This is a genomic window from Guyparkeria hydrothermalis (assembly GCF_023555375.1).
In the GTDB taxonomy this organism is placed as follows: Bacteria; Pseudomonadota; Gammaproteobacteria; order Halothiobacillales; family Halothiobacillaceae; genus Guyparkeria; species Guyparkeria hydrothermalis.
In genome coordinates, this window is the sequence record NZ_JAJSEE010000003.1 from 230,173 (window position 1) to 257,029 (window position 26,857).

General features: G+C 66.2%; 24 protein-coding genes. 18 read left to right on the plus strand and 6 right to left on the minus strand.

Annotated elements, in window-relative coordinates; genetic code table 11:
- Window positions 1-37: 37 nt before the first annotated feature.
- From LV475_RS05980 to pstB, 6 genes are all read left to right on the plus strand, one after another.
- A complete protein-coding gene (locus tag LV475_RS05980) occupies window positions 38-1,156 on the plus strand; it encodes an efflux RND transporter periplasmic adaptor subunit (protein ID WP_250105931.1) in 1,119 nt (372 codons plus the stop codon).
- On the plus strand, window positions 1,153-4,233 hold the full coding sequence (locus LV475_RS05985) for an efflux RND transporter permease subunit (RefSeq protein ID WP_136867864.1): 3,081 nt from the start codon (window positions 1,153-1,155) through the stop codon (window positions 4,231-4,233). Before LV475_RS05980 ends, LV475_RS05985 begins: the two co-directional genes overlap by 4 nt.
- 243 nt (window positions 4,234-4,476) lie before the next feature.
- A complete protein-coding gene (locus LV475_RS05990; RefSeq protein ID WP_136867863.1) occupies window positions 4,477-5,493 on the plus strand; it encodes a PstS family phosphate ABC transporter substrate-binding protein in 1,017 nt (338 codons plus the stop codon).
- 499 nt (window positions 5,494-5,992) lie between these two features.
- The gene (gene pstC / locus LV475_RS05995) at window positions 5,993-7,252 is read left to right on the plus strand and encodes a phosphate ABC transporter permease subunit PstC (RefSeq protein ID WP_136867862.1); all 1,260 of its coding nucleotides are present in this window, start codon (window positions 5,993-5,995) and stop codon (window positions 7,250-7,252) included.
- A gap of 25 nt (window positions 7,253-7,277) precedes the next feature.
- Window positions 7,278-8,444, plus strand: coding sequence for a phosphate ABC transporter permease PstA (gene pstA, locus LV475_RS06000; protein WP_136867861.1), 1,167 nt, complete (start codon window positions 7,278-7,280; stop codon window positions 8,442-8,444).
- 259 nt (window positions 8,445-8,703) lie between these two features.
- Complete coding sequence (gene pstB, locus LV475_RS06005) at window positions 8,704-9,519, plus strand: phosphate ABC transporter ATP-binding protein PstB (protein ID WP_136867860.1); 816 nt, start codon at window positions 8,704-8,706, stop codon at window positions 9,517-9,519.
- Between the two features lie 152 nt (window positions 9,520-9,671).
- On the opposite strand, the gene LV475_RS06010 is transcribed toward pstB, so the two are convergent.
- Complete coding sequence (locus LV475_RS06010) at window positions 9,672-10,676, minus strand: class 1 fructose-bisphosphatase (protein WP_136867859.1); 1,005 nt, start codon at window positions 10,674-10,676, stop codon at window positions 9,672-9,674.
- Between the two features lie 284 nt (window positions 10,677-10,960).
- Between LV475_RS06010 and LV475_RS06015 the strand changes: the two genes are divergently transcribed.
- Entirely contained in the window at window positions 10,961-11,668 is a 708-nt protein-coding gene (locus LV475_RS06015) for a flagellar brake protein (RefSeq protein ID WP_136867858.1), read from the plus strand.
- Between the two features lie 13 nt (window positions 11,669-11,681).
- Here the strand turns inward: LV475_RS06015 and LV475_RS06020 are convergent, their stop codons facing one another.
- The 3 genes from LV475_RS06020 to LV475_RS06030 all read right to left on the minus strand — a co-directional run bounded on the left by LV475_RS06020 (window position 11,682) and on the right by LV475_RS06030 (window position 12,720).
- Complete coding sequence (locus LV475_RS06020) at window positions 11,682-11,987, minus strand: isoamylase early set domain-containing protein (protein WP_136867857.1); 306 nt, start codon at window positions 11,985-11,987, stop codon at window positions 11,682-11,684.
- A gap of 143 nt (window positions 11,988-12,130) precedes the next feature.
- Window positions 12,131-12,487, minus strand: a complete 357-nt coding sequence (locus LV475_RS06025; RefSeq protein ID WP_136867856.1) for a hypothetical protein — start codon at window positions 12,485-12,487, stop codon at window positions 12,131-12,133.
- Between the two features lie 5 nt (window positions 12,488-12,492).
- Window positions 12,493-12,720, minus strand: coding sequence for a MoaD/ThiS family protein (locus LV475_RS06030; protein ID WP_136867855.1), 228 nt, complete (start codon window positions 12,718-12,720; stop codon window positions 12,493-12,495).
- 205 nt (window positions 12,721-12,925) lie between these two features.
- Here LV475_RS06030 and LV475_RS06035 point away from each other — a divergent pair, with 205 nt between their 5' ends.
- The 3 genes from LV475_RS06035 (at window position 12,926) to LV475_RS06045 (ending at window position 16,807) form a co-directional block, all read left to right on the plus strand.
- A complete protein-coding gene (locus LV475_RS06035; protein ID WP_136867854.1) occupies window positions 12,926-15,334 on the plus strand; it encodes an AsmA family protein in 2,409 nt (802 codons plus the stop codon).
- A 52-nt stretch (window positions 15,335-15,386) separates the two neighbouring features.
- Entirely contained in the window at window positions 15,387-16,442 is a 1,056-nt protein-coding gene (gene mutY, locus LV475_RS06040) for an A/G-specific adenine glycosylase (protein WP_247709540.1), read from the plus strand.
- An 83-nt stretch (window positions 16,443-16,525) separates the two neighbouring features.
- Window positions 16,526-16,807 (plus strand): oxidative damage protection protein, encoded by a 282-nt coding sequence (locus LV475_RS06045; RefSeq protein WP_136867852.1) that lies wholly within the window; start codon window positions 16,526-16,528, stop codon window positions 16,805-16,807.
- A gap of 118 nt (window positions 16,808-16,925) precedes the next feature.
- On the opposite strand, the gene LV475_RS06050 is transcribed toward LV475_RS06045, so the two are convergent.
- Window positions 16,926-17,663 (minus strand): HAD-IA family hydrolase, encoded by a 738-nt coding sequence (locus tag LV475_RS06050; protein ID WP_136867851.1) that lies wholly within the window; start codon window positions 17,661-17,663, stop codon window positions 16,926-16,928.
- 110 nt (window positions 17,664-17,773) lie between these two features.
- Here LV475_RS06050 and thiS point away from each other — a divergent pair, with 110 nt between their 5' ends.
- Genes thiS through LV475_RS06065 form a run of 3 tightly spaced genes read left to right on the plus strand, consistent with a single transcriptional unit; the run spans window position 17,774 to window position 20,177 of the window.
- Window positions 17,774-17,989 carry a sulfur carrier protein ThiS gene (gene thiS, locus LV475_RS06055; RefSeq protein ID WP_136867850.1) on the plus strand — a complete coding sequence of 72 codons (216 nt, stop codon included), beginning with the start codon at window positions 17,774-17,776 and terminating at the stop codon, window positions 17,987-17,989.
- Between the two features lie 2 nt (window positions 17,990-17,991).
- Window positions 17,992-19,689 (plus strand): gamma-glutamyltransferase, encoded by a 1,698-nt coding sequence (gene ggt / locus LV475_RS06060; RefSeq protein WP_136867849.1) that lies wholly within the window; start codon window positions 17,992-17,994, stop codon window positions 19,687-19,689.
- The gene (locus LV475_RS06065) at window positions 19,686-20,177 is read left to right on the plus strand and encodes a chorismate--pyruvate lyase family protein (RefSeq protein WP_136867848.1); all 492 of its coding nucleotides are present in this window, start codon (window positions 19,686-19,688) and stop codon (window positions 20,175-20,177) included. The genes ggt and LV475_RS06065 overlap by 4 nt, the downstream gene beginning before the upstream one ends.
- A gap of 171 nt (window positions 20,178-20,348) precedes the next feature.
- Here the strand turns inward: LV475_RS06065 and LV475_RS06070 are convergent, their stop codons facing one another.
- Window positions 20,349-21,011, minus strand: coding sequence for an FAD-binding oxidoreductase (locus tag LV475_RS06070; RefSeq protein ID WP_136867977.1), 663 nt, complete (start codon window positions 21,009-21,011; stop codon window positions 20,349-20,351).
- A gap of 567 nt (window positions 21,012-21,578) precedes the next feature.
- On the opposite strand from LV475_RS06070, the gene rpe reads away from it, so the two are divergent.
- The 5 genes from rpe to LV475_RS06095 all read left to right on the plus strand — a co-directional run bounded on the left by rpe (window position 21,579) and on the right by LV475_RS06095 (window position 26,512).
- The gene (gene rpe / locus LV475_RS06075) at window positions 21,579-22,268 is read left to right on the plus strand and encodes a ribulose-phosphate 3-epimerase (protein WP_136867978.1); all 690 of its coding nucleotides are present in this window, start codon (window positions 21,579-21,581) and stop codon (window positions 22,266-22,268) included.
- Window positions 22,268-22,942: a phosphoglycolate phosphatase gene (locus LV475_RS06080; protein ID WP_136867979.1), complete on the plus strand. Its 675-nt coding sequence runs from the start codon at window positions 22,268-22,270 to the stop codon at window positions 22,940-22,942. Before rpe ends, LV475_RS06080 begins: the two co-directional genes overlap by 1 nt.
- A gap of 145 nt (window positions 22,943-23,087) precedes the next feature.
- A complete protein-coding gene (trpE, locus tag LV475_RS06085; RefSeq protein ID WP_250105932.1) occupies window positions 23,088-24,596 on the plus strand; it encodes an anthranilate synthase component I in 1,509 nt (502 codons plus the stop codon).
- A gap of 57 nt (window positions 24,597-24,653) precedes the next feature.
- Window positions 24,654-25,529: a DNA-methyltransferase gene (locus LV475_RS06090; RefSeq protein ID WP_250105933.1), complete on the plus strand. Its 876-nt coding sequence runs from the start codon at window positions 24,654-24,656 to the stop codon at window positions 25,527-25,529.
- Entirely contained in the window at window positions 25,529-26,512 is a 984-nt protein-coding gene (locus LV475_RS06095) for an XcyI family restriction endonuclease (RefSeq protein ID WP_250105934.1), read from the plus strand. Before LV475_RS06090 ends, LV475_RS06095 begins: the two co-directional genes overlap by 1 nt.
- The last annotated feature ends 345 nt before the right edge of the window (window positions 26,513-26,857 follow it).

Below are 26,857 nucleotides of genomic sequence, written 5' to 3' on the forward strand. Positions count from 1 at the left end.
GTTGGCTAATGGCTGCAGGGAGGAATGGCCGGTGAGTATGGCAAAGCGCCCTGATTTTTTTCTGCTGCTCGCCGGCCTGGTCGCGGCACTGGCCCTGCCCGCGGGGCACGCATTGGCCGCGTCCCAATCGGCCGATGCCGACGCGCCGGTGGTGCTGGTCGCCCCCGTGGCAACCGGCGTGGTCGAACGGGCACCGCTGGTCGGCGAGGTGGCCGCCGAGACCACCGCCTCGGTCGGCTTTCAGGCCACCGGGCGGATCAGTGAACGCCCGGTGCGCCGGGGCGAGCGCGTCGAGGCTGGTGAGCCGCTGGCCCGACTCGACAACCGTGATCTGGCCGCGCGGGTCGACTCGGTCGAGGCCGAGCTCGCCCAGGCCGAGTCCGAGGCACGCCTGGCGCGGCAGGAGCTGGCGCGCACCCGTGAGCTGCGCGAGCGGCAGGTGGCCAGCGAGCAGGCCCTCGACCAGGCCATCTCGCGCGAGCAGGCGGCCCGGGCCCGCGCGGCCAGTACCCGCGCCCGGCTGGTCGAGGCGCGCAATGCCCTCGATTACGCCACGCTGGCGGCGCCCTTCGCGGGCGTGGTGATCGAGCTGGTCGCCGACGCCGGTGACGTGGTGGCCACCGGCCAGCCGGCGGTACGGCTGGCGGCCGACGACGGCCGGCTGGTCGAGGTGGATGTGCCCGAGCAGCGGCTCGCCGGTCTGCCCGACACGGCGAGGGCCCATCTCGAGGGCGATGACGTCGAGCTCGAGGCCACGCTCGACTCGGTGAGCGGCGCGGCCGATCCGGCCAGCCGGACGTTCGCCGCCCGTTATCGCCTGCCCGCGGCCGACGGACGGCCCTGGTCGCTGGGCCAGACCGCCACGCTGGCGTTCCGGTCCGAGATCTCGCAGCGGCGCGTGCCGGTCGGTGCCGTCTTCGCCCGTGACGACGAGGCGCGGGTGTTCCGGGTGGTCGATGGCCGGGTCGAGGCCGCATCCGTGCGCGTGCTGCGCATCGAGGCCGGTTATGCCGTGATCGAGTCCGATTTGCCGGCGGGCGTACTGGTGGTGATCGCCGGGGTCAATCGCCTTCACGACGGCCAGGCCGTCACGCCGCGCCGCGGCGACGAGGTGGCGGCCGGGGCGGGGGACGAGGCCGAGGAGACCGCGCCTTGAGCCAGTCGGTCGTCAGCCGTTTCAATCTCTCCGCGCTGGCGGTCCGCGAGCGGTCGATCACCCTCTACCTGATCCTGCTGGTCGCCCTCGCCGGGCTGTATGCCTTCGTCTCGCTGGGGCGGGCAGAGGACCCGGCCTTCACCCTCAAGGTGATGCTCGCCGAAGCGCACTGGGATGGCGCGACGGCCCGCGAGATGCAGGAGCAGGTGGGCGAGCCGCTGGAGCGCGCGCTCGACAACGTGCCCTACTTCGACTTCGTCGAGACCATTGCCCGGCCCGGGTCGGTGTATCTGCGCATCAACTTCGAGGAAGCCACCCCGCCCGAGGCGGTCAATGACGTCTTCTACCAGGTGCGCAAGCACCTCTCCGATGCCGGCCCGCAACTGCCCCCCGGGGTCGCCGGGCCGTTCTTCAACGACGACTTCTCCGACGTCTATTTCACGCTCTACGCCCTGACCGCGCCGGGGGTGGATCAGCGCACGCTGGTGGATGCCGCCGAGACGCTGCGGCGCGAGGCGCTCCGGGTCGAGGGCGTCGACAAGGCCCACCTGATCGGCGAGCAGGACGACCGGGTCGAGATCCGCCTCGACCCGGCCCGCATCCAGTCGATGGGATTGAGCGTCGAGTCGGTCGCGGCGGCCATCGACGGGCAGAACCGCCTGACCGGCCGCGGCCTGATCGAGACGGACGGCCCGCGACTCTACCTGCGGGTCGGGCCGGGACTGGATGCCGACGGGCCCGAGACCATCGAGCGCATCGCGGCCACCCCGCTGACCATCGACGGGCGGGTGCTGCGCGTCTCGGACGTGGCCGAGGTCTCGCGTCGATTGGCCGATCCGCCCGCCTTCATGGTCGAGAACAACGGCGAGCGCGCCCTGATGGTGGGCGTGATCATGGAGGACAACGTCAACGGCCTGGCGCTCGGCGAGCGCCTGTCGGCCTTCGAGGAGCGTGTCGCCGCCGGGCTGCCGGCCGGCGTGGCACTCGAGAAGGTCACCAACCAGGCCGATGCGATTCGCCTCGCGGTCGATACCTTCCAGATCAAGTTCCTGCTCGCCCTGGGCGTGGTGATGCTGGTGGGCTTCCTGGCCCTGGGGTTGCGCGCCGGGCTGGTGGTCGCGCTGGCCGTGCCGCTGACCCTGGCCGTGACCTTCGTGGTGATGCAGGTGACCGGCAAGAACCTCGATCGGATCACCCTCGGGGCGTTGATCCTGTCGCTGGGCCTGCTGGTGGACGATGCCATCATCGCCATCGAGATGATGCTGGTGAAGCTCGAGGAGGGCGCCGATCGCATCGCGGCGGCGGGGCATGCCTGGACGGTCACCGCCATGCCGATGCTGGTGGGCACCCTGGTCACCGTGGTCGGCTTCGTGCCGATCGGCTTTGCCCAGTCGAACGTGGGCGAGTACGCCGGCAATATCTTCTGGATCCTGGGTATCTCGCTGATCGCCTCGTGGTTCGTTGCCGTGGTGTTCACGCCGTACCTGGGCGTGAAGCTGTTGCCGCGCATCGAGCCGTCGCCGGGCGAGATGTACACCGGGCGGGCCTACCGGGCACTGCGCTGGCTGGTCACCGGTTGCGTCGCGCATCGCTGGTGGGTGGTCGGCGGCACCCTGCTGCTGTTCGCCGGCTCGGCGGTACTGATGGGGCAGGGGGTGGCCAAGCAGTTCTTCCCCAGTTCCGATCGCCCCGAGTTGCTGATCGACATCCAGCTGCCCGAGGGCAGCTCGATCGCCGCGACCCGCGAGGTGGCCGAACGGGTGGCCGCGGCGATCGAGGACGACCCGGCGCTCGAATCGCTCTCGACCTATATCGGCCGCGGCGCGCCGCGCTTCTTCCTCGCGCTCAACCCCGAGCTGCCCGATCCCGCCTTCGCCAAGATCATCGCCGTCACCCACGACGCCGAGGCGCGCGAGGCCCTGAGCGCCCGCCTGGAGACGATGATCAGCGAGGGTGCCTTCCCGGAGGCGCGCGTGCGCCCGCACCCGCTGCTCTACGGTCCGCCGGTGGTTTGGCCGGTGCAGTTCCGCGTGATGGGGCCGGAGATCGAGGAACTGCTGACGATCGGCGAGCGGGTGCGCGCCGTGATGGCCGAAAACCCGCACCTGGTCGACCCGCACCTGGAATGGGGGCGGCAGGTGCCCACCCTGTCGCTGTCGCTCGACCCGGCGCGGCTGGCCGCGCTGGGCCTGACGCCGGTCGGGGTCCAGGAACAGCTGGCCCGGCTGATCAACGGCCAGGTGGCCACCGAGTTGCGCGAGGGTATCCGCGGCATCGAGGTGCTGGTGCGGGCCGAGCCGGCCGTGGCACGCGACCCGGCCCGGCTCGAGAGCCTGCCGATTCGCCTGGCCGACGGGTCCAGCGTGCCGCTGGCGCAGCTCGGCGAGATCGAGGTGCAGACCGAACTGCCGGTGTTCAAGCGGCGTAACCAGACCCCGTATCTCAACGTCAACGCCGAGATCCGTGGCGCCCAGCCGCCGGATGCCACCTTCGCCAGCTGGGACGACCTGGCCGAGCTGCGCGCCGACCTGCCGGCCGGCTACCGCATCGAGATCGGCGGCACCGTCGAGCAGTCGGGCCGGGCGCAGGACTCGATCAAGGTGGTGATGCCCTTGATGGTGGTGCTGATGCTCACCCTGCTGATGCTCAACATGCGCTCGTTCCCGGGGCTGTTCATGGTGCTCCTGACCGCCCCGCTGGGCCTGATCGGCGCGGCCGGTGCCCTGGCGCTGTTCAACCAGCCGTTCGGCTTCGTCGCGTTGCTGGGGCTGATCGGGCTGGCGGGTATCCTGATGCGCAACACCCTGATCCTGGTCGGGCAGATCGACGAGAACCGTCGCGCCGGCGACGACCGCCACACCGCGGTGATCGAGGCGACCATCCGGCGGGCCCGGCCCGTGGTGCTGACCGCCCTGGCCGCGGTCCTCGCCTTCGTGCCGCTCACCGCCAGCACCTTCTGGGGGCCGCTGGCGGTCACGTTGATCGGCGGGATCGCCGTCGGCACCGTCCTGACCATCGTGTTCCTGCCGGCGATGTACGCGGTCTGGTTCCGGGTCCGGCCGCCGACGGCGGCCTGATGGCCGCCGCCTTAGGCGGAGAAGTCAGAGGTCAGAAGGAAGAAGTCAGAAGGAAGACATCAGTGAAAAGACGTGATGGCGAGCCTGACGGCGTCACCATCCCGCTCTCACCTCTCACCTCTCACCAGTCTCTGTTTCGCTGTCACCGAACCGTTGTCACACTTTCATCTTGCTGTCACAAACGATCCTCAGACTCCACTTCCTCAATCGCGTTGTGTTGAAACCAACTGAGGTATTTCCCGTATGAAACCGTTTGCCGTAACCAGCATTGGCCTGGCCGCCGTCATGGCCGCCTCCATCAGCACGGCCCACGCCCGTGACCAGATCCGCATCGTCGGTTCGTCCACCGTCTTCCCGTTCGCCAGCTACGTCGCTGAAGAGCTGGGCGCGACCACCGACTGGCCGACCCCGGTCATCGAGTCCACCGGTTCCGGCGGCGGCATGAAGCTGTTCTGCGAAGGCAACGGCCTGGACACCCCGGACATCACCAATGCCTCGCGTCGGATGAAGCCGTCCGAGTTCGAGCGCTGCCAGGAAAACGGCGTCACCGACATCACCGAGGCCATGATCGGCTACGACGGCATCGCCTTCGCCCAGAGCAACACCAACGACAAGGTCAGCCTGAGCCGCGAGCAGATCGCCATGGCGCTGCTCGAGCAGGTGCCGGTCGACGGCAAGCTGGTCGAGAACCCGTACAAGAAGTGGAGCGACATCGACTCCTCGCTGCCGGATCGCGAGATCCGCGTCTACGGCCCGCCGACCACGTCCGGCACCCGTGACGCCTTCGAGGAGCTGGTACTCGAGGCCGTGACCGAAGAGATGGAAGCCTACGGCAACGAAGGCTACGCCAACCTGCGCAAGGACGGTGCCTACATCGACGCCGGCGAGAACGACAACCTGATCGTTCAGAAGCTCGAGAACGACACCGACGCCTTCGGCATCTTCGGTTACTCCTTCCTCGAGGAAAACAGCGACAAGCTGGTCGGCTCGAACATCGACGGCGTTGCGCCGGAGCCGGAAGCCATCGGTTCGGGTGAGTACCCGGTCTCCCGTTCGCTGTTCTTCTACATCAAGAACAGCCACGCCGACGACGTCCCGGCCATGGCCGACTACGTCGACCTGTTCATGAGCGACAAGATGCTCAGCGACCTGGGTTACCTCAAGGGCATCGGCCTGATCCCGCTGCCGCAGGCAGAGCTCGAGGAACTGCAGACGTCGGTTGCCGAGCGCAAGAAGCTTCAGCTGTCCGATCTCAAGTAAGCGAAGGATGCGCCCCAGGGACGGGGCAGGGACGCCCTCCCAGGGATGGGGAAAGCCGGCAGGTCAATCTGCCGGCTTTCTCTTGGGAAACGCTGCACGATTCGATGGCACCTCTGGCTTGCGGGTTTGTTCGCAATCAAGGCGCCGCGCCGAAGGCGGGCTTGTTGCCCGGCGAGGGGCTCCAACGCCGAGTGCGGGCAAACCCGCAAGCCCCTTCGGGCGGGCCGCCAAGGGCCCATTTTCGGTGTTGCAGCCCTTGTGAATGGCCACAGCCATTCGCGGCGGACTGCGCCTTGCAACTGGGCCCTTGGCGGTCCCGCAGAGGCGCTATCGAATCGTGCAGCGTTTCCCTTGTCGCAAGCGTTTGGCCTTTCGATGACCGAATGCTTGCAACAGGAGCCAGGTTCTCAATAATGGGCCGCCTACATACGACCGCCTGAGCCGACGATCGACCGGATGCCCGGGATCATCGGCCACCGACAAGACGGAACACGCTGTCATGCAGACCGACCAGATACTGATGACGTTCTTCGCCGGGGTGCTATTCCTCGGGGTGCTGGGGTTCTTCCTCGGTCGCTCCAAGGCCGCCCGGGTTCGCGCCGGCGGGGCGCACATGCATTCCCAGCCGGATCAGTACGCCTGGTTCACCGTGTTGAGCGCGGCCGGCCCGGCGGTGGTCGTCGCGATGCTCGCGGCCATCGTGCTGGGCGTGTTCGAAAGCGCCTTCCCCGGCTGGCTGGCCGTGGTCGGCGCGCTGGGCCTGGGCGCCTTCGGGTTGTTCGTCGGCCTCAACCGGGTCCGCCCGGAGCTCCGCGCCCGTGACTCGCTCGAGCGGGCGGTCAAGTGGGTGCTGATCGGCGCGGCGTCGATCTCGATCCTCGCGACCTTCGGCATCCTGTTCTCCATCCTGTTCGAGGCGATCCGCTTCTTCCAGATGGAAAGCTTCTGGTACTTCATTACCGGCACCAACTGGGCGCCGGGCGACGCCTTCCTCGAAGGCGCCGGACGGGCCGAGGCCTCGGAAGGCCCGTCGGGCAACTTCGGCGCCCTGCCGCTGTTCGCCGGCACGTTCATGATCACCGCCATCGCCATGCTGGTGGCCGTGCCCATCGGGGTCTCGGCGGCGATCTACATGTCCGAGTACGCGCCGTCCAAGGTGCGCGACGTCGCCAAGCCGGTGCTCGAGGTCCTCGCCGGCATCCCGACCGTCGTCTACGGCTTCTTCGCCGCGATCACGGTCGCCCCGCTGATCGTCTCGGCCGCTGACTCGGTCGGGCTGGAGGCCTCGTTCAACAACGCGCTGGCGCCCGGGATCGTCATGGGCATCATGATCATCCCGTTCATCTCCTCGCTGTCCGACGACGTGATCAGCTCGGTGCCCACGGCCATGCGCCAGGGCTCGCTGGCATTGGGCACCACCCGCAACGAGACCATTCGCCACGTGGTGCTGCCCGCCGCGCTGCCGGGCATCGTCTCGGCAACGCTGCTGGGTGTCTCGCGCGCGCTGGGCGAGACCATGATCGTGGTCATGGCCGCGGGCATGCGCCCCAACCTCACGGCCAATCCGCTCGAGGACATGACCACGGTGACCGTGAGCATCGTCTCGGCGCTGACCGGCGACAACGAGTTCGAGTCCGCGGCCACGCTCTCGGCCTTTGCCCTCGGCCTGATGCTGTTCGTGGTCACCCTGGCGCTCAATTTCGTCTCGGTCGTGATGATCCGCCGCTTCCGCGAGAAGTACGCGGTCAACAACCTGTAATTCGATTCACCGGAAAGGTCCCGTCATGGCCCAGTCCCTCGACGACATCTCCCGCCAGCTGAAGAAGCGCCATCGCAAGTCCGCCCGGATGAAATGGCTGTCGATGTCGGCGCTGATCGCCGCCGGTATCTTCCTGCTGTTCTTCCTCGCCGACATGCTGATCAAGGGCATGCCGGCCTTCCAGCAGGCCTATATCCAGGTGGAGGTCGACTACAACGAGCGGGCCGCCGAACTGCCGCTGGCGGCGGTCGAGGCGGACTACCGCGAGCTGGTCAGTCGCGGTTACCTGCGCCTGATCCCCGGGCGCATGGCGGAAGACGACTCGCTGCTGGGTACCACGCAGACCGAGTGGGTGCTGGCCGACGACGCGGTCGACCAGTACCTCAAGGGAGGCAAGGCGCGCCTCAAGGACAAGCAGGTTGCCGTGATCGACCGGATGGTCGAGGAAGGACGCGCCGAGCTGCGTTTCAACACCGGCTTTTTCACCAATGGCGACTCCAAGCTCCCGGAGATGGCGGGCCTGGCCTCGGCGGCGATCGGCTCGGTGCTGGTGCTGATCGTGACCCTGGCCTTCGCCTTCCCGGTGGGGGTGATGACGGCGGTCTACCTCGAGGAATTCGCGCCGGACAATCGGTTCACGCGCTTTCTCGAGATCAACATCAATAACCTCGCCGCGATCCCCTCGATCCTGTTCGGTCTGCTGGGTCTGGCGATCTTCATCAACTTCTTCGGCGCGCCGCGCTCCTCGGCCTTGGCCGGTGGCCTGACGCTGGGCCTGATGACCCTGCCGATCATCATCATTACCTCGCGCGCGGCGCTTCGGGCCGTGCCCGACTCGATCCGTCAGGCGGCCTACGGCGTGGGCGCGACCCGCTGGCAGACGGTGCGCGACCACGTCCTGCCGCTGTCGATGCCCGGGATTCTCACCGGTTCGATCATCGGCCTGGCCCAGGCGCTGGGCGAGACCGCGCCGCTGATCATCATTGGCATGATCGCCTACATCCCGGATGCCCCGGGCAGCTTTACCCAGGCGGCCACCGTGCTGCCGGCGCAGATCTTCACTTGGGCCGGGATGCCCGAGTCGGCCTACGTCGAGCGCACCGCCGCCGGCATCCTCGTGCTGCTGTCGGTGCTGATCACGCTCAACGCCACCGCGGTCTATCTGCGCAAGAAGTTCGAGCACCGCTGGTGATGGAGCCTCTGTACGAGTCCGATATCGCTCTGGGCTGGCGAAACGGTTATCAGGCGAGCCGGCCAGCCCCCTGCGGGCGCACCCTGAGCCAGGCATCTGCTGTGTTGCCGCCCTTGGAAAGGGAGCAACCCTTCCGCGGCGGGCGGTCGCCTTGCAGCTGCCAGGCTCAGGGCGCGCAGAACGTCATCGGACTCGCACAGAGGCTCCTCCGGCCTAACCACTTTTTCCCACACGTCAACCAACGACAGGTACGGCGAGCATGACAACCAAACTCGCATCCCCCGGCGCCCCGGTCACCTTCAACCAGGAGACCACCCACGATCTCGAGCTGACCGTGCGGGATCTCAAGCTCTGGTACGGCGACAAGCAGGCGTTGCACGGCATCGACCTGGACGTCTACCAGAACAACATCACCGCGCTGATCGGGCCGTCGGGCTGCGGCAAGTCGACCTTCCTGCGCTGCCTGAATCGCATGAACGACCTGATCCCGTCGGTGCGCGCCGAGGGCGAGATCATGATGGAGGGCAAGAACGTGCTCTCCAAACAGGTCGACGAGGTCGCCCTGCGCAAGAAGGTGGGCATGGTGTTCCAGAAGCCTAACCCGTTCCCGAAGAGCATCTACGAGAACATCGCCTACGCGCCGCGCATGCACGACATCGTCTCCAAGGGCAGTGAGCAGGACGAACTGGTCGAGCGTTCCCTGAGGGCCGCCGGCCTGTGGGACGAGGTCAAGGACCAGCTCGACAAGCCGGGCACCTCGCTTTCCGGCGGTCAGCAGCAGCGTCTGTGCATCGCGCGGACGATTGCCGTGCAGCCCTCCGTGATCCTGATGGACGAGCCCACCTCCGCGCTCGACCCGATCTCGACGGCCACGATCGAGGAGCTGATGCACGAGCTGAAGCAGGACTTCACCATCGTGGTGGTCACCCACAACATGCAGCAGGCCGCGCGCGTCGCCGACTACACCGCCTTCTTCCACCTCGGCAAGGTGATCGAGTATAACGACACCGCGACCATGTTCTCCACGCCGGAGAAGCAGCAGACCGAGGACTACATCACGGGACGCTACGGCTGACGAGACGTCAGAAAGCAGAAGGAAGAAGTCAGAGGGGTGCGGTGCGCACGCTGTCTGACCCCTGACTTCTGATTTCTTTGCTCTCCCCAAGAAAAAGCCCCGCGAGTCGATGACCCGCGGGGCTTTCTTGTATCCGAACTGTCCGGAAGGCCTTAGCCTTCCTTGTGGTAGTCCCAGATGCGCTGGACTTCGTTCTTGGAGCCCAGGATGACCGGCACGCGCTGGTGCAGCTTTTCCGGCTCGATGGTCATGATCCGGTCCGGGCCGGTGATCGACAGGCCACCGGCCTGCTCGACGATCATGGACATCGGGTTCGCCTCGTACATCAGGCGCAGCTTGCCGCCGCGCTCGCGGTGCTTGCTGTCGATCGGGTACATGAACACGCCGCCGCGGACCAGGATGCGGTGTACTTCGGCGACCATCGAGGCGACCCAGCGCATGTTGAAGTCCTTGTCGCGCTCGCCTTCCTTGCCGGCCAGGCACTCGTCGACGTAGCGCTTCACCGGCGCGTCCCAGAAACGCATGTTCGACATGTTGATGGCGAACTCGGCGGTGTCTTCCGGGATGGTCATGTTCGGGTGGGTCAGCTTGAACTCGCCGACCGAGCGGTCGAGCGTGAAGCCGTCGACGCCGTCACCGATGGTCAGGACCAGGATGGTGGACGGGCCGTAGGTGACGTAACCGGCGGCGACCTGCTCGGTGCCCGGCTGCATGAAGTCTTCCTCGGTCGGGTTCTCCTTGCCGGTGGGGGCCTTGAGGACCGAGAAGATGGTGCCGACGGTGACGTTGACGTCGATGTTCGACGAACCGTCCAGCGGGTCGTAGGTGCACAGGTACGGGCCGCGGTGCTTGCCGGCCGGCAGGTCGTAGACCTCGTCCATTTCCTCGGAGGCCAGGCCGGCGACGTGGCCGCCCTCGGTGAGGATGTCGGTGAACTCGTCGTTGGAGATGATGTCGAGCTTCTTCTGGGTCTCGCCCTGGACGTTCTCGGTCTCAGCCGAGCCCAGCAGGCCGATGAGGTTGCCGCGGCCGACCTGGTCGGCGATCAGCTTGCAGCCGGCGGCCACGTCGCTGATCAGGCCGACGAAGTCGGCATCGACGCGACCCTGGCGCTGGTGTTCGGCCAGGTACTGCGAAAGTCGCTTGGCATCAGACATGGAAAAATCCTCTGTGTCAGTCGAATGGGTAAACGGGATATCGGAGACAGGAAGTCTTTGAATGGTTGGGAAGAACGTCCCAGGCATTCAGAGCCGCCCTGCGACAAAAATCGGCGCCTATAGTAACCGATCGCCGGCGGCAACCGAACCACGGCCGCCGAGCGGCGCCGGCATGCGGTTGTCGGGCGGCTGCAGGGTGAGGTCAAAATGGGTATGCTTGTCGGCGCTACTGCTCGGGCGGCGCACGCCGCCCCGCTGAACCCACGGACCCGGAGTCATCGGTCTTGGACGATCAGGACATCAAAACCGTCCGCGCCCCCCGCACCATCGAGCGCTCGCTCGGCCGGCTGTTCGAGGCCCGCAGCCACGTCTGGCTGATCCCCGATGACGATCCCGACTTCCAGGGCCAGGTCCAGGTGGTGGGCAACGAGCCCGAGGCCCGTCGGCTGGTGCTCGACTGCCCCGACCCGGTGGTGCTGCGCCACGTGCTGCACGCCAAGCGGGTGCGCCTGCAGGCGGTGATCGATGGTCTCCTGAACTGGTTCTACTCCACCGATCTGGTCACCCGGGAAGAGGGCGGCGACTGCTACCTCGCCATCGGCTACCCCGAGGTGATGCAGCGCCTGCAGCGCCGCGCGGCATTCCGCATCGACCTGCCGCCGGACGTGCCGGGCACGCTCGCCTTCTGCACCCCCGGGCGGCGGGCCGTGACCTCGGGTCACGTGGTCAACCTGTCGGCGACCGGCTGTGCCGTGAGCGTGGTGGGTGACAAGGACCCGAACCTGAAGCCCGGCGACGAGGTGCCCGCCGCCCGCCTGAAGGTGGGGGACGGCATCGACGTGCGCCTGGAATTCATCGTGCGCAACCGTCGCCCCGGCGTGGGCAAGAGCATGGTCTACGGCCTGGAGTTCGCTGCGCTGCCGCCGCGCGACAGCCAGCTAATCGACCGCGAGGTGATGCGCCTGCAGCGCCTGCGCCTCACCAGGGGCTGAGCCCCGCCAAACCTCACGTCCGCAACAGGCCGTTGTCGCCGGTGCCGAACGGGTTGGGCACGTAGCCGTCGGCGGCCTCGTCGTTGTCCCAGCGTTCCTCGTCGATCAGATAGCGGAACGCGTACTCGCCGCCCTGCGGCAGGCTGACCGTGGTCCGGTAGCTGCCGTCGCGCTGGCGCTTGAGCGGTAACGTTTCATCGCCCCAGCCGTTGAAATCGCCACGCACCTCGACGCGGTGTTTCTCGCCATCGTTCGGCCGATAGCTGAACGTGACGCGACACTCCGGGCGCACCTTTAGCGGCTTTTTCGTGATCGCCATGACCTGACCTCCGCTGGTGGGTGGGCGTGCATGCCCGACCCGTTTCATTTAGGCGACGCCGGGGTGTTTGGCAACCCGGCCAAGTGCCTGTTTACGCGTTGGTCTTGACGGTTGTGTGACGGAAGGTGGGGCGGGTGGCCGGATCAGCGGCTGAGGTTCTTCTCGAGCACGCGCATCAGTCGTCCCTCGCTGACCAGTCCGGCGGTGACGAAGGCCAGCAGCAGGAGCACCAGCAGCCCCACGGCCAGGAACAGCATCGGCGCGGTCACGGCGAGCAGGGCCTGGGTGGCCGAATCGAGGTTGCCGCTCTGCATCAGCTCGAGCACGTGCAGCGGGTTGACCAGGATGGGGCGCTGGAAAAAGGCCCAGACGTAGAAGCCGACGGTCATCGCACCCAGCAGCAGGGCAATCACCGGCCAGATGCGGATCAGCCGGCGGCGTCGCGAGATGATCTGGCGCATCTCGCGCTGCATGTCGTTGGCGGACGGTTTCTTGGCCATGGCGTTCAGCCTCCGGTCACCGGTGGGAAGAAGGCGACCTCGTCGCCATCCGCGAGCGGGTGGTCGAGGTCGACGTACTCGTGGTTGACGGCCGCCAGGGTGTTGCTGGGGCGCTCGATGTCGGTAACCCGCCGCCAGGCCTCGGCCACAGTGGCCGGGGTCTCGTCGAGGCGGGTCTCGTCAAAGCCGATGCGCTCGCGCAGGCTGGCAAACAGGCGGACGGTGATGCTCATGGTCGGTCGATTCGCTGGCGGTGTATGTCGGCATTGCCGGCCGGTTCGATGCGTGGAGACGGCCGGTCTGACTGGACATATTGTCTGCTAAAGTCTGAGTCAATCCTAGTCCGGATTGTGGCCCGGATTGCGCCCCGAGCTACGTTAGCCAGCGGGGTTTCCGGGGTAACCGTGCCCGGCCAACGACACTCGAGGACGCCCCCGCATGAAATGGATCAAGCGCATTGGCCTGCTGTTCGCCGCGATCGTCCTGGTCGCCATCCTGGCGATCACCGCCTTCGCCCTGACCTTCGATCCCAACGACTACAAGCCGCAGATCGCCGCCCAGGTGGAAAAGCAGACCGGGCGCAGCATCCAGTTCAACGGCGACCTGTCCGTGACGATCTTCCCCTGGCTGGGCGCGGCGACCGAGGACGTGGTGCTGGCCAATGCCGAGGGATTCGAGCCCGAGTCGATGGTCACGGTCAAGCGTCTCGAGGCCCAGGCCGCGCTGCTGCCGTTGCTGCGCGGGGAATTCGAGATCGGCACCCTGCTGCTCGAGGACGCCGAGATCCACCTGACCCGCCACGAGGACGGGCGCAGCAACTGGGACGACCTGGTCGAGCGCTCCGCCGAGTCGGCCGAGACCGCGGGCGGCGAGCCGGACACGGTCGAGCCGCAGGACGGTGACGGCCCGGCGATGGTGCTTACCGTCGGCGGCGTGGACATCCGCAACGCCACCCTGCACTGGCGCGACGAACAGGCGGGCCAGCAGCTGACCATCGACGGCCTGGACCTGACCACCGGCGAACTGGCCGACGGCGCGCCCACCGACATCGAGCTGGTTTCCGGCTTCCGGCTGGCCATGCCCGACATGCCGCCGATGAGCGGCAGTGTCGATCTCACCACCCGTGCCCAGATCTGGCTCGATCGCCAGGACATGCTGTTCGAGGGGCTCGATCTCAACCTCGTCGCCAGCCAGGAGGGCGAGACGGGCGGCGAGGCCGGTCTGCCCGAGCGCATCGAGGCCATGCTGCAGGTCGAGAAGGCCGACGTGCGCCTGGCGAAATCGCAGGCGCGGCTCGACGGCGTGGTGCTGGATCTCAACGGCAAGGCGGTTGGGCCGCTCACCTATCTGGAAAGCCGTCTCGAGACCGTGCTCGAGGCCGACTGGGCCGCCGGGCGCTACGAGCTGCCGCGCCTCAGCATCGAGGCCGACCTCAAGGGGCTGCCGGAGATGAGCGAGACCCTGCAGGTCGCGGCGAGTGCCGCCCTGGCCGCGGACATGCAGGCCGGGACCGCGACCATCGACGACCTCGAACTGACCTCCGACCCGGTCGTGGCCAACGGTCGGCTCGACGTCAGCGGCCTCGACAGCGGTGAGCTGGTCGCCGCCGGCCCGATCGAGGTCGCGGCCTTCGATCCGCGCGTGCTCGCCGATCGGCTGGGGATCACCCTGCCCGAGATGCGCTCCGCCGAGGCCCTGCGCGAGGTCGCGCTCTCCGGCCATATCGACGTCACCCCGTCGCGGGCGATGCTCGACGACCTGCGGGTCACGCTCGACGGCAACGCACTGACCGGGCGTGCCGGCATCGACAACCTCGAGACCGGTCGCCTGTTCGCGCGCCTCGAGGGCGGTGAGCTCGACGTCAATCCCTACCTCGCCCCGAAGGCCGCGGGTGACAAGGCCCCGGGAGAGACGGACGGCGGCGAGTCGTCCGGTGGCAGTGGGTCGGGTCAGGCCGCGGCCAAGACCGCGGAGATCGACTTGCCGGTCGAGACCCTGCGCGGGCTCAACCTGGATGCCCGCCTGCAACTGGAAAGCCTGCGCTACGAGGACTATCGCCTGACCAGCCCGGTGGTGCACCTGACCGCCGCCGGCGGCCAGCTGCGACTGGCGGAGCTGGCCGCCAAGGCCTTCGACGGCTCGATCAACGCCAGCGGTGCGCTGGACGTGCGCGGCGAGGTGCCGAGCTACGCCGGCAAGGGGCGCGTGCAGGGCGTCGCGCTGCAGCCGCTGCTCACCGCGGTAATGGACGAGGATCGACTGCTTGGTCGCGGCGACGTCGCCTTCGACGTCACCACCCAGGGCAAGCGGGTCGACCAGCTCAAGGCGGGCCTGGACGGTACCGCGGACATGGCCCTGCGCGACGGCAAGATCAAGGGCTTCGACATCGGCTACCTGCTGCGTCGGGCCCAGGCGCGCCTGGAGGGCAAGACCGAGCCGGAACCCGAGGAGCTGTCCACCGACTTCACCTCGATCACCGGCACGGCCACCATCCGCAACGGCGTGGTGCGCAACGACGATCTTGCCGGCGCCTCGCCGCTGCTGCGGGTGGCCGGCAAGGGCGAGGTCGACCTGCCGCGCGAGCAGATCGACTACCAGGTCACCGCGACCGTCGTGAACACCGCCACCGGCCAGGGCGGCAAGGAGCTCGAGCGCCTCAAGCAGGTGCCGGTGCCGATTCGCATCCAGGGCAGCTTTGCCGATCCGTCCATCTCGCTCGACCTCGAGGCGCTGGCCCGCGAGGCGGCCAAGGGCGAGGTCAAGACTCGCGTCGAGGAAGAGATCGACAAGCGCCTCGGCGACGATGCCGCGCCGGTCAAGGAACTGCTCAAGGGCTTCGGCCTGTGAGTCGGGAGCGATCGCCTGCCACGCGACCGGGCAAACGGCCCCGCCGCGGACCGTGACGGCCCCGTTCGCCGAACGTCTGCTGGCCTGGTTCGACGACCACGGTCGGCATGACCTGCCGTGGCAGCACCCGCGCACGCCCTACCGGGTGTGGGTCTCGGAGATCATGCTCCAGCAGACCCAGGTGGCCACGGTCATCCCGTATTTCGAGCGTTTCATGGCGCGCTTCCCCGATATTGAGTCGCTCGCGGCGGCCGAGGCGGATGACGTGCTCTCGCTCTGGTCGGGACTGGGTTACTACGCCCGTGCCCGCAACCTGCATGCCGCCGCGCGCCGCCTGGCGGAATCGGGCGTGCCCGAGACGGTCGACGGCTGGGCCGACCTGCCGGGCGTGGGCCCGTCCACCGCCGCGGCGATCGTCGCCCAGGCCTTCGATCGCCGTGCGGTGATCCTGGACGGCAACGTCAAGCGGGTGCTCGCGCGGCACGCCGCCATCGACACCCCGCAGGAAACCGCCGCCACGCAGCGCAGGCTGTGGGCGCTGGCCGACGAGCACACCCCCGCGACCCGTGCCGCCGACTACACCCAGGCGATCATGGACCTGGGCGCCACCGTCTGTCGCCGTGGCAAGCCACGCTGCGTTGTCTGCCCGGTCAGTGAGGACTGCGAGGCCCGACGACAGGATCGGCAGGGCGAGTTGCCCGTTCGCCGGCAACGCAAGCCCAAGCCGGTGCGCCGGCGCGTCTTGCTGTGGCTGGAGGACGGCGAGGGTCGGCTGTTGCTGGAAAAGCGCCCCGCCACCGGCATCTGGGGCGGGCTGGCCTGCCCGCCCATCGTCGAGCGGGCCGAGGATGCCGACGAGCGGATTGCCCGGCTGGGTCTGCATCGAGAGGGCGAGTGGCACCACCTGGGTTTCCTGCGCCACGTGTTCAGCCATTTCGAGCTGGACGCCGAGGTGCTGGGCGTGACGGTCGAGCACGGCGGCCTTGCCGAGGGGCAGGGCGAGTGGCATCGCCCGGAGCGGCTGGCGGATGCCCCGCCGGTCGGTCTGCCGGCCCCCGTCCAGCGCCTGATCCGCGAGCGGCGGCGCGCCTCGCTCGGTGATGGCTGACGACCCGGCCAACCTCAACGCCGGCGGCGGGGCACTGTTATCATCGCCGCACACCATGCATTCGAGCCGCGAACGAGGTTTTCATGACTGACCGCACCGTCTTCTGCCAGCGCCTGCAATGCGAGGCCGAGGCCCTGCCCAAGCCGCCGTACCCGGGGGAGCTGGGCGAGCGCATCTACAACAACATCTCCAAGGCGGCCTGGCAGCAGTGGTTGGGCCACCAGACCATGCTGATCAACGAGTACCGCCTGACGCCGATCGACCCCAAGGCGCGCGAATTCCTGGTCCGCGAGATGGAGAAATTCCTGTTCGAGGGCAAGGAAGACAAGCCCGAGGACTACGTCCCGCCGAGCGAGGGCGAATAAGAGGGGCGCGCGACGCCCTCTGTAGGAGCGGCTTTAGCCGCGAATGCCAAGTGTCTGTCGCGACCTTTCGCGGCTAAAGCCGCTCCTACGGAGCCTTGGGGCGAGGCTTTCGCCGTCGTTATCGGCCGGCCAGAACCGCCGTCGCGGCCAGGAAATCATCCAGCGGCTCGAACGGCGCGGTGTCCATCGCCTCGCCGCGGCTGTTGGGCAGCGTGATCGCGCGCAGGTGGCGGATGCCGAAGTCCTCGGCGGCGGCCAGCGCCACCAGGTTGTCGTCGACCAGCAGGGTGCGATCGGGGTCGAAGTGCAACTGTTCGGCCAGTCGGTCCCAGAAGCGGGGCGACTCCTTGGCCGCCCCGATCTCGTGGGCGTTGAACAGGCGGTCGAGTCGCGTGGCGAGATCGACCCGCTCGAACTTGAGATCGACGCTGGCCGGGTGGGCATTGGTCACCAGCACGCGCTGCTTGCCCGCTACGCCCAGGCGCTCGAGGAAATCGGGTACGCCGTGGCGGTAGCGGATGTGGTGGGCCAGCTCGCGCTTGAGGGCGACGAGATCGAGCTCGTTGCGGCAATCGGGCGCCAGCGCGCGGTGCCAGTCGTCCAGGCAGTACCAGGCCAGCTGGCCGCGCAGGCCCTCGAAACGGGCATTGAGGCGCGCCATCGCCTCGGGCTCGGCCAGCCCGCTCAGTTCGACGTAGCGCCGCGGGAAGTGCTCCTTCCAGAAGCGGGCGTCGAAGTCGAGGTCGAGCAGCGTGCCGTCCATGTCGAGCAGCACGGTGTCGATCTCGCTCCACGGCAGGGCGAGGGACGCAGGGGAGGCGGCCCGAGGTGTTGCACTCCAGGGTGTTTCGCTCATGGGTGTCGGCTTCGAACAATTGGATGGGACCGGCTGGCGGCCGGTCCCGGAGTCTACCAGTAGAGACAATCGCGCCGGGGCGGCGGTTCCGGCGGTGGAGGGGAATCAGGATGGCTGAATCGACGGTACGCATCGAACTCAACGGCGAGCCGCGCGACGTGCCCGAGGGCACCACGCTCGAGGCGCTGGTCACGCTCGCCGGCACCAGCGGCAAGCGCTACGCGATCGAGGTCAACGGCGAGATCCGCCCCCGCGCCGAGCACGCCAGTGCGGTGGTCGCCGACGGTGACCGGGTCGAGATCGTCCAGGCGATCGGCGGGGGCTGAGCATGAACGCCTTGCGCCGGCTCGCGATCGTTCTCGTTCTCCTGCCGTGGGGGCTCGTGCAGGCGAGCGCCACGTCACCGGGGCAGGCCGCGGTGGCCACCGCCCATCCGATGGCCACCGCGGCCGGGCGCGAGGTGCTCGAGGCCGGCGGCAATGCCTTCGACGCGGCGGTGGCGATTACCGCCGCGCTGGCCGTGGTCGAGCCGTACAGCTCCGGGCTGGGTGGCGGCGGCTTCTACCTGCTCCATGACGCGGCGAGCGGGCGCGACGTGATGCTCGATGCCCGCGAGCGGGCGCCGGGGCAGGCGACGCGCGACATGTATCTCGACGACGAGGGCAATCCCCAGCCCGATCGGTCCGTCGACGGGGCGCTGGCCGCCGGCATCCCCGGCATTCCCGCCGCGCTCGATCACCTGGCCGCCGATTACGGCGCACTGCCGCTGACCACGACCCTCGATCCGGCCATCCGCGCCGCGCGCGAGGGTTTCGAGGTCACCGAGATGTATCGCCGCCTGGCCGGTTTCCGCGAGGAGGTGCTGGCCGCCGACCCGGGCAGTCGCTCGATCTTCCTCGACGGGGGCAAGCTGCCGGAGATCGGCCACGTCATTCGCCAGCCGGACCTTGCCGAGACGCTCGAGCGCATCGCTATCGAGGGCCGTGACGGCTTTTACCAGGGCGAGCTGGCCGGTCGCCTGGTCGACGGGGTGCGCAAGGCCGGCGGCATCTGGTGTCGCTCGGACCTGGCCGGCTACCGCGTGGTCGAGCGCGAGCCGGTAATCAGTCGCTTCCGCGGCTTCGAGGTGGTCTCCGCCGCGCCGCCTTCCTCCGGTGGCGTGGCCATCGCGCAGATGCTGAACACCTATGACGCCCTCGCGCGCCGCGCCGGCGAGCTGGACGACCTGTCCGTGCTGGGCCTGCACTACCGGGTCGAGGCGATGCGTCGTGCTTACCGTGATCGCGCCGAATACCTGGGCGATCCGGACTACGTCGACATGCCGATCGAACGGCTGACCAGCGACGACTACGCCGCCGGGCTGGCGGTGGGTATCTCGCCCACCGACGCCACGCCCTCGTCAAGCCTCGCCCCGGTGGTCACCGAGCCGGAAGGACCGCACACCACGCATTTCTCCGTGATGGACGCGGATGGCAACTACGTCGCCGCGACCCTCTCGATCAACTACCCCTTCGGGGCCGGCGTGACCGTGCCCGGCACCGGCGTGCTCCTGAACGACGAGATGGACGACTTCTCGCAGAAGCCCGGCGTGCCCAATGTCTACGGGCTGGTCGGCGCCGAGGCCAATGCGGTTCAGCCGGGCAAGCGACCGCTGTCCTCCATGTCACCCACCTTCGTGCGCAGCGACGATCTGGTCGGCGTGCTCGGCACGCCCGGTGGTTCGCGCATCATCACCATGGTGCTCGGCGGCGTGCTGGCGGCGACCCGCGGCGAGCCCCTCGACGACTGGGTGACCGGGCCGCGCATCCATCACCAGTACCTGCCGGATCGCATCGAGGTCGAGCCCGGCCTGCTAAGCGACGAACAGCGCGCCGAACTCGAGTTGATGGGGCACCGAATCGAGGTCAATGACGGCTTTGGCAACATGCAGGCGGTCGCCTGGTGGCGTGACGACGGCCGGCTCGAGGCGGCCAGCGACCCACGCGGAGAAGGGCGGGCCGCCGTGTTTGCCCCCGAGGCGCCATGAGCCGGTTTGCCCTGGGTTGCTTCCGCACCACGGCCCGGCCGGCGGGTGACCAGAGGCTGTTCCGCCTCCCGCCCGCGCAACGTCGCCTGGCGACCACGACCGGATCGTTCACGCGGGCGTTGCATCGGCATACTGGCCACCCGGTGGTGGTGCGCCGCCTCGACGAGGGGTGGCGCGGGCACGTCGCCGGCCGCTGGCCGACCCCCAGGGTCACGCGCGTCTGGGAACGCCGCGTCCGGCTGGAGAGCGGCGATGTCCGGGTCGACGCCCTGACCCAGGCGGTCGGCCCACTCACCCCGCGCCTGCGTCGTGCGATTACCGGCCTGGCCGACACCCCGCTAATGGAGGTGCTCGCCCGGCAACCGCGCTGTCGCCGGCTGAGTTTCCGCGTCAGTCTCCAGGGCGGCCGGATCAGCCGCGAAACCGTCTACCGCATCCACCTCGCCCGGGTGCGCGTCACCGAGTGGTTCGATATCGACCTTGGTTGAACTCGAACCGTCCGCCCTGGCGTAGGAGCGGCTTTAGCCGCGAAATTACACATCCGGGTGTTCCGCGCCTGAAGGCGCTCCTACAGCGTTTGTTTCTGCGCAGGGGGCATGAAAAAGCCGCGCCCGGGTAATCCGTGACGCGGCTTTTCTTCGTCCGGTGATCGGCTTGGCTCAGCCGAATTCCATGCTCCGGGTGTTGCCGCCCAGATCGCCGAGGGTCTTCTTCACCTGCTCGGTGAAGGCGGGCGGGCCGCAGACGTAGAACTCCTCGGAGAGATCGCGGACGTGCTCGCGCAGGAAGGCGTCGTCGACGTGGCCACTGTGGGTGCACAGCGGCGAGTTCTCGCGGGTGCAGACGAAGTGGGCGTTCTCGCCGAAGGCGGCCTCCAGCTCACGCTGCTGGATGATGTCGCCGGCGGTCTTGTTCGAGTAGATCAGCTTCTGGCCGTCGAGCTGGCCGCGGTCGGCGAGATCGCGAATGATGGCCAGAAACGGCGTGATGCCGGCGCCCGCGGCGATGAACCAGCCCGGTCCCTCGTAGTTGAAGCTGTCGAACGGCTCGGAGATCAAAAGCTTCTGGCCGGGCTGGGACTGGGCCAGGTGCTGGGTGACGCCGTCGTGGCTGCCGTAGCTCTTGATCATCAGTTCCAGCACGCGATCGTCGACCCGGTTGGTCAGCGTGAACGGGCGGCCCTGGTCGCGCCACTTGGGCTCGTCGATGGCCAGTTCGATGGCCTGTCCCGGCGTGAACGAGAAGCCCTCGGGCTTGGCCAGGATGTATCGCTGGACATCGTGGGTGACGAATTCGCGCAGCAGCAGTTCGGTCTGGAACATAGTGATGTTGAATCGTGGTTTCGGCTGGAAAATGTCGGGGGAGTCTAGCCGATTTGCCGTGCCGTCGCTGCGCCGTCCGGCAAGGAGGCCTCGGCGAGGCGCTCGCCGAACGCCCCCGACGCGAACCGCGGCGGGCCTCGCGACCATGCCGTTCTTAAAAAATCGCGCCGAATCCGGTACATTGAGGATCCTCTGCACGAATCGGATACCGCTCTGCGTGCCTTGAGCCGGGCAGATGCAAGGCGACCGTCCGTCGCGGAAGGGTGATTCCCGCATCCTCGGACGGCAACGCCGCAGGTGCCCGGCTCAAGGCACGCCCTACGGGGCTTGGCGAGCCGCCCGTGCTCCGCGTTGCGATGTCTTGACGTGGCCGCCGGCACGCCGGCGACATCGCGCCTTGATCACGAACGGCTCGCCAAGCCAGAGTGGTATCCAATTCGCGCAGAGGTTCCTTAAGCGCAGTTTCCGCGCGTGTGCCCGTTCCACCCGATGCCGGTTCCGGCGATCGGGACGGGCGCTGCGCGACCCGATTTCCCCGAATCTTTCCCGTTATCCGAGGACCGCGAGATGAGCGACTACATCATTGCCCCGAGTATCCTGTCGGCCGACTTTGCCCGCCTGGGCGAGGAAGTGGACAACGTCCTGAAGTCCGGCGCCGACTGGGTGCATTTCGACGTGATGGACAACCACTACGTGCCGAACCTGACCATCGGCCCGCTGGTCTGCGACGCGCTGCGCAAGCACGGCGTCACCGCGCCGATCGACGTCCACCTGATGGTCAAGCCGGTCGATCGCATCATCCCGGACTTCGCCAAGGCCGGCGCCACGTCGATCACCTTCCACCCGGAGGCCACCGAGCACGTCGACCGCAGCCTGCAGCTGGTCCGCGACCAGGGCTGCCAGTCCGGCCTGGTGTTCAACCCGGCCACCCCGCTGGACGTGCTGGAATGGGTGATCGACAAGGTCGACATCGTCCTGCTGATGTCCGTCAACCCGGGCTTCGGCGGCCAGAAGTTCATCCCGGCGACCCTCGAGAAGGCCCGCCAGGCGCGCGAGATCATCGACCGCTCCGGCCGTGACATCCGCCTGGAGATCGACGGTGGCGTCAACGCCGACAACATCGGCGAGATCGCCGCGGCCGGCGTCGACACCTTCGTCTCCGGCTCGGCGCTGTTCGGCAAGGGCCAGGACTCCGACCCGAACCGCTACGACAGCATCGTCAAGGCGATGCGCGACGAGCTGGCCAAGGTCAAGTGATGCCACGCTTCACGCCGCGCATGGTGCTGTTCGACCTGGACGGCACCCTGGTCGACTCGGTGCCCGACCTGCTGGTCTCGGTCAACGCCATGCAGCGTGAGCTGGGCAATCCCGAGCGCGCCGAAGAGGACGTTCGCAACTGGGTGGGCAACGGCGTCGAGCGATTGGTCGAGCGCGCCTTGACCAACGACCTCGACGGCACGCCCGATCCGGCCGAGCTCGACCGCGCCCTGCCGGTGTTCAAGCGTCATTACGCCGAGAACAACGGTCAGCACTCGCAGGTCTTCGACGGCGTCACTCAGGGGCTGGAGTTCGTCAAGTCCCTCGGCCTGCCGATGGGCTGCGTGACCAACAAGGCCGCCGCCTTCACCCTGCCGCTGCTCGAGCAGACCGGCCTGCGCGATCACTTCGAGGTGGTCATCAGCGGCGACACCCTGCCGCTGAAGAAACCGGACCCGGCCCCGCTGATCTACTCTGCGGGCTGGTTCCACGTGCACCCCTCCGAGGCGCTGATGATCGGCGACTCGATCTCCGACGTGAAGGCCGCGCGCGCCGCGGGCTTCTCGATCGTCTGCATGAGCTACGGCTACAACCACGGGCGTGACATCCGCGACTTCGACCCGGATGCCGTGATTGACTCCATGACCGAGCTTTCCGGCCTGATCGCCCGGTAACCACCATGACCGGCCCAGGGACGATGGCGGATTAGACGATGGCGGATCCGACGATGGCAACCGACTCAAGGCGATGGCGGAGACGATGGCGTAGCTGAACGCCCACTCGTCCCCGTCCGTCGCCTTTTCCTTATCGGAGCCCGTCATGCCCAACCGCTTCCAGCCCTACCAGCCCACCCGCGTCGACCTCGAGCAACTCGCCGCCGAGGGCTACAACCGCGTCCCCGTCACCCGCCGCGTGCTGGGCGACTACGACACCCCGCTGTCCGTCTACCACAAGCTGGTCGAAGGCCCGTTCGGCTACCTGTTCGAGTCGGTCACCGGCGGTGAGCGCTGGGGGCGCTACTCGATCATCGGCCTGCCGTCCTCCACCGTCCTGACCGTCCACGGACACCGCGTGGTGGTGAAAAGGGACGGCGAGATCGTCGAGGACGAAACCGTCGACGACCCGCTCGCCTGGATCGAGACCTTCAAGGCTCGCTACCGCGTCTTTGAACCGGCGGACATGCCGCGCTTTCACGGCGGGCTGGTGGGCTACTTCGGCTTCGAGACCATCGGCTACATCGAGCCGCGCCTGGCCAACTTCGACGCCGACGACCCGCTGGGCGTGCCCGACATCCTGCTGATGGCGAGCGAAGAGGTGGTCGTGGTCGACAACCTCTCCAGCGAGCTGCTGCTGGTCACCCTGATCGACCCCGCCGAGCCCGGCGCGCTCGATCTCGCCAACGTGCGCCTCGACCGGCTGGCCGCCCGCCTGCGCGAGCCGGTGGCCCACTACGGCTCGAGCGCCCCGGGCAAGCCGATCGACGAGAACGACTTCACCGCCACCTTCACCCGCGAAGGCTACGAGAACGCCGTGCGTGCCATCCGCGAGTACATCGCGGCCGGTGATGTCATGCAGGTGGTGCCCAGCCAGCGGATGAGCATCGAGTTCGGTGCCGCGCCGATCGACCTCTACCGGGCGCTGCGCAGCATCAATCCCTCGCCGTACATGTACTTCATCGATGCCGGCGAGTTCACCGTGGTCGGCTCCAGCCCCGAGATCCTCGCCCGTCTCGAGGACGGCACGGTCACCGTTCGTCCCATCGCCGGCACCCGCCCGCGCGGGGCCACCGAGGCCGAGGACAAGGCCCTCGAGCAGGATCTACTCAGCGACCCCAAGGAGATCGCCGAGCACGTCATGCTGATCGATCTGGGGCGCAACGACACCGGCCGCGTCGCCCGGGTGGGCAGCGTCAAGCTCGAGGAGCGCATGATCATCGAGCGCTACTCGCACGTCATGCACATCGTCTCGCAGGTCACCGGCCAGCTCGACGAGGGCCTGAACGCCATGGACGTCCTGCGCGCGACCTTCCCCGCCGGCACCGTCTCGGGTGCACCGAAGATCCGCGCGCTGGAGATCATCCAGGAGCTCGAACCCGTCAAGCGTGGTGTCTATGCCGGGGCGGTGGGGTACTGGGCCTGGAACGGCAATATGGATACCGCGATTGCCATCCGTACCGGGGTGATCAAGGATGGGCAGCTGCATGTTCAGGCTGGGGGTGGGATTGTTGCTGATTCCGTGCCGGCGACGGAATGGGAAGAGACGTTGAACAAGCGGCGGGCGTTGTTTCGGGCGGCGAATATGGCGAGTCGGGGCTTGGATGCGAAGTGAATTTTTTTGGTGTGTCTGAATTTTCCGGATGAAATAATTGCGTTCTGGGTGGCTAGCATGGCACGAAAAACAAAAGTCCCTTCACCGGCTACTTTGAAGCTTGGTGATTCGGTTATTTATGAGGGAGATGCTTTGCAAACCTTGCAGCGCCTTCCCTCAAATTCTATTCAATGCGTCATTACTTCACCTCCATATTGGGGGCTCAGGGACTACGGGTATGATAAGCAAATTGGCCTAGAGCCCACTATGGCGCAGTTTATTAATCACTTAGTGGCTATTTTTTCTGAGTTGAAGCGCGTCCTCAGTGAAGATGGAACTTTATGGCTGAATATAGGGGATGGCTACACTAGTGGTAACCGAGGATATCGTGCTTCAGACAAGAAGAATCCGGCGCGCCAAATGACAGTCCGCCCTGATACCCCAGAGGGTTTGAAGCCAAAAGACCTGTTGGGTTTGCCATGGCGCCTTGCGCTGGCGTTACAAGATGATGGGTGGTACTTGAGAACAGATGTTATCTGGAACAAGCCTAACGCGATGCCAGAAAGTGTGAAAGATCGGCCAACACGATCGCATGAATATTTGTTCATGTTTACGAAGAGTGAGCGATATTATTACGATCAGGAGGCCGTAAAAGAAAAAGGATTTAACGGGTCTATGAGGAATCGCAGATCAGTGTGGGACGTCAAGACGCAGCCATTTATGGGTGCACACTTTGCTACCTTTCCAACGGCGTTGGTTGAGCCTTGTGTTCGGGCATCTTCTCGGAATGGTGATTACGTTTTGGACCCATTTTTTGGCTCAGGGACGGTTGGGGTCGTAGCCGAAAGTCTCGGTCGTAGGTACGTTGGCATAGAGTTAAACCCTGAGTACGTGGACTTGGCGGCAAGTCGACTGGGGGTTATCCAGAGCAACGTTGTGAAGGTCGCGGTTTAATGACAATTAACATTCCACCACCCGAGTTGCAGATTGATTTCTCATTTATTCTTGGGAAAATGCGGAAGCTTTACCTGCAGGATGCTTTGTTCGAAGTTGTAGGGTCTTTCACTGATGATCAGTTTGAAAAGTTAGAGGTCGAGCTTAAAGCCCATGCGCCAGGGAGTGGGGTCCAAGAAGTTGCCAAGCAGGGGTTAAGAGGTGAAATATTTTTTGCCACTCCGATTATTCTGAAATCCAGCCCTTACTTGATTGGTTATTACAGAATGCTTCTTGGTTTTAGTAAAAAGGAGTTTTATACCTCTTCCTTTGGCCTGACAAGTTTTAAGTCGATGGAAGAAAGGGGTGTTGTTGCAAACTCCGTTGAGTCAAAAATTGGTGACCTATGTGACCAAATGAACCGTTCCGCAGGTGAGTTGATTCAAGGAGTTGGGGCGGAAAGGATAAGTAAGGATTTAGTGGATGACCTTACTATCATAACTTTAGGGCCCCAGTTGCGTGGAGGCAGGAACAATAAAAAGGGTCAGGATGGAATCGCGGAAGTTTTTAGAGAAGTGCATGGTATCGTCGAGCATGCTGAAACTTCATCTGGCATGACGTTTATTAAGCTAAAGAATGCCGCCGGCAGAAACGTGGTTATTGAGTTTGCCGCGGACCCGGATATCGTGATTCGAGAGGAGCTTCGAGATGACAGCTTTCATAACCTGATAGCTATTGAGGTGAAGGCGGGCCAGGATCGGTCGAATATACATAATCGAGTTGGGGAAGCGGAAAAGAGTCATCAAAAAGCGAGGGCGGAAGGGTTCTCAGAATGTTGGACTATAGTTAATGTTCCGGAAATGGATTTGGCCACAGCAAAAAAAGAGTCGCCTTCTACAAACAGGTTCTTTCAGCTGGCTGACATTGTTCGACGCGAGGGTAGCGAGTACGAGCATTTTAAGGATCGTGTTATTGGGTTGACAGGTATTGTCGCCGCCGGATAACCCGCTCCTCTTGGGCATCGTGCGGGGTCGGACCTGACCAACTGAACTGATAAAACTCATAACCTAGGGGGTCGGACCAAGCTAACTGACTGAAACAGAACTCATAACCTAGGGGGTCGGACCAAGCTAACTGACTGAAACAGAACCTTTCGCCCCTCTTCTGAAGGAGGTCTTCATGTCTTAGAATGGCATTTTTGCCGTCAAAACTCATCCCCTAAAAGATTGTCCGTGTCCCCCGCCTCGGAGTGTGGTGGATCGGTTTCACGCGCTCGTTGCGTGAGGTGGCATTGCTACGGCTTCGTGCGTTGCGCGCGAGTCGGTTTTCTTGCTTGTCCAAGAAAACCG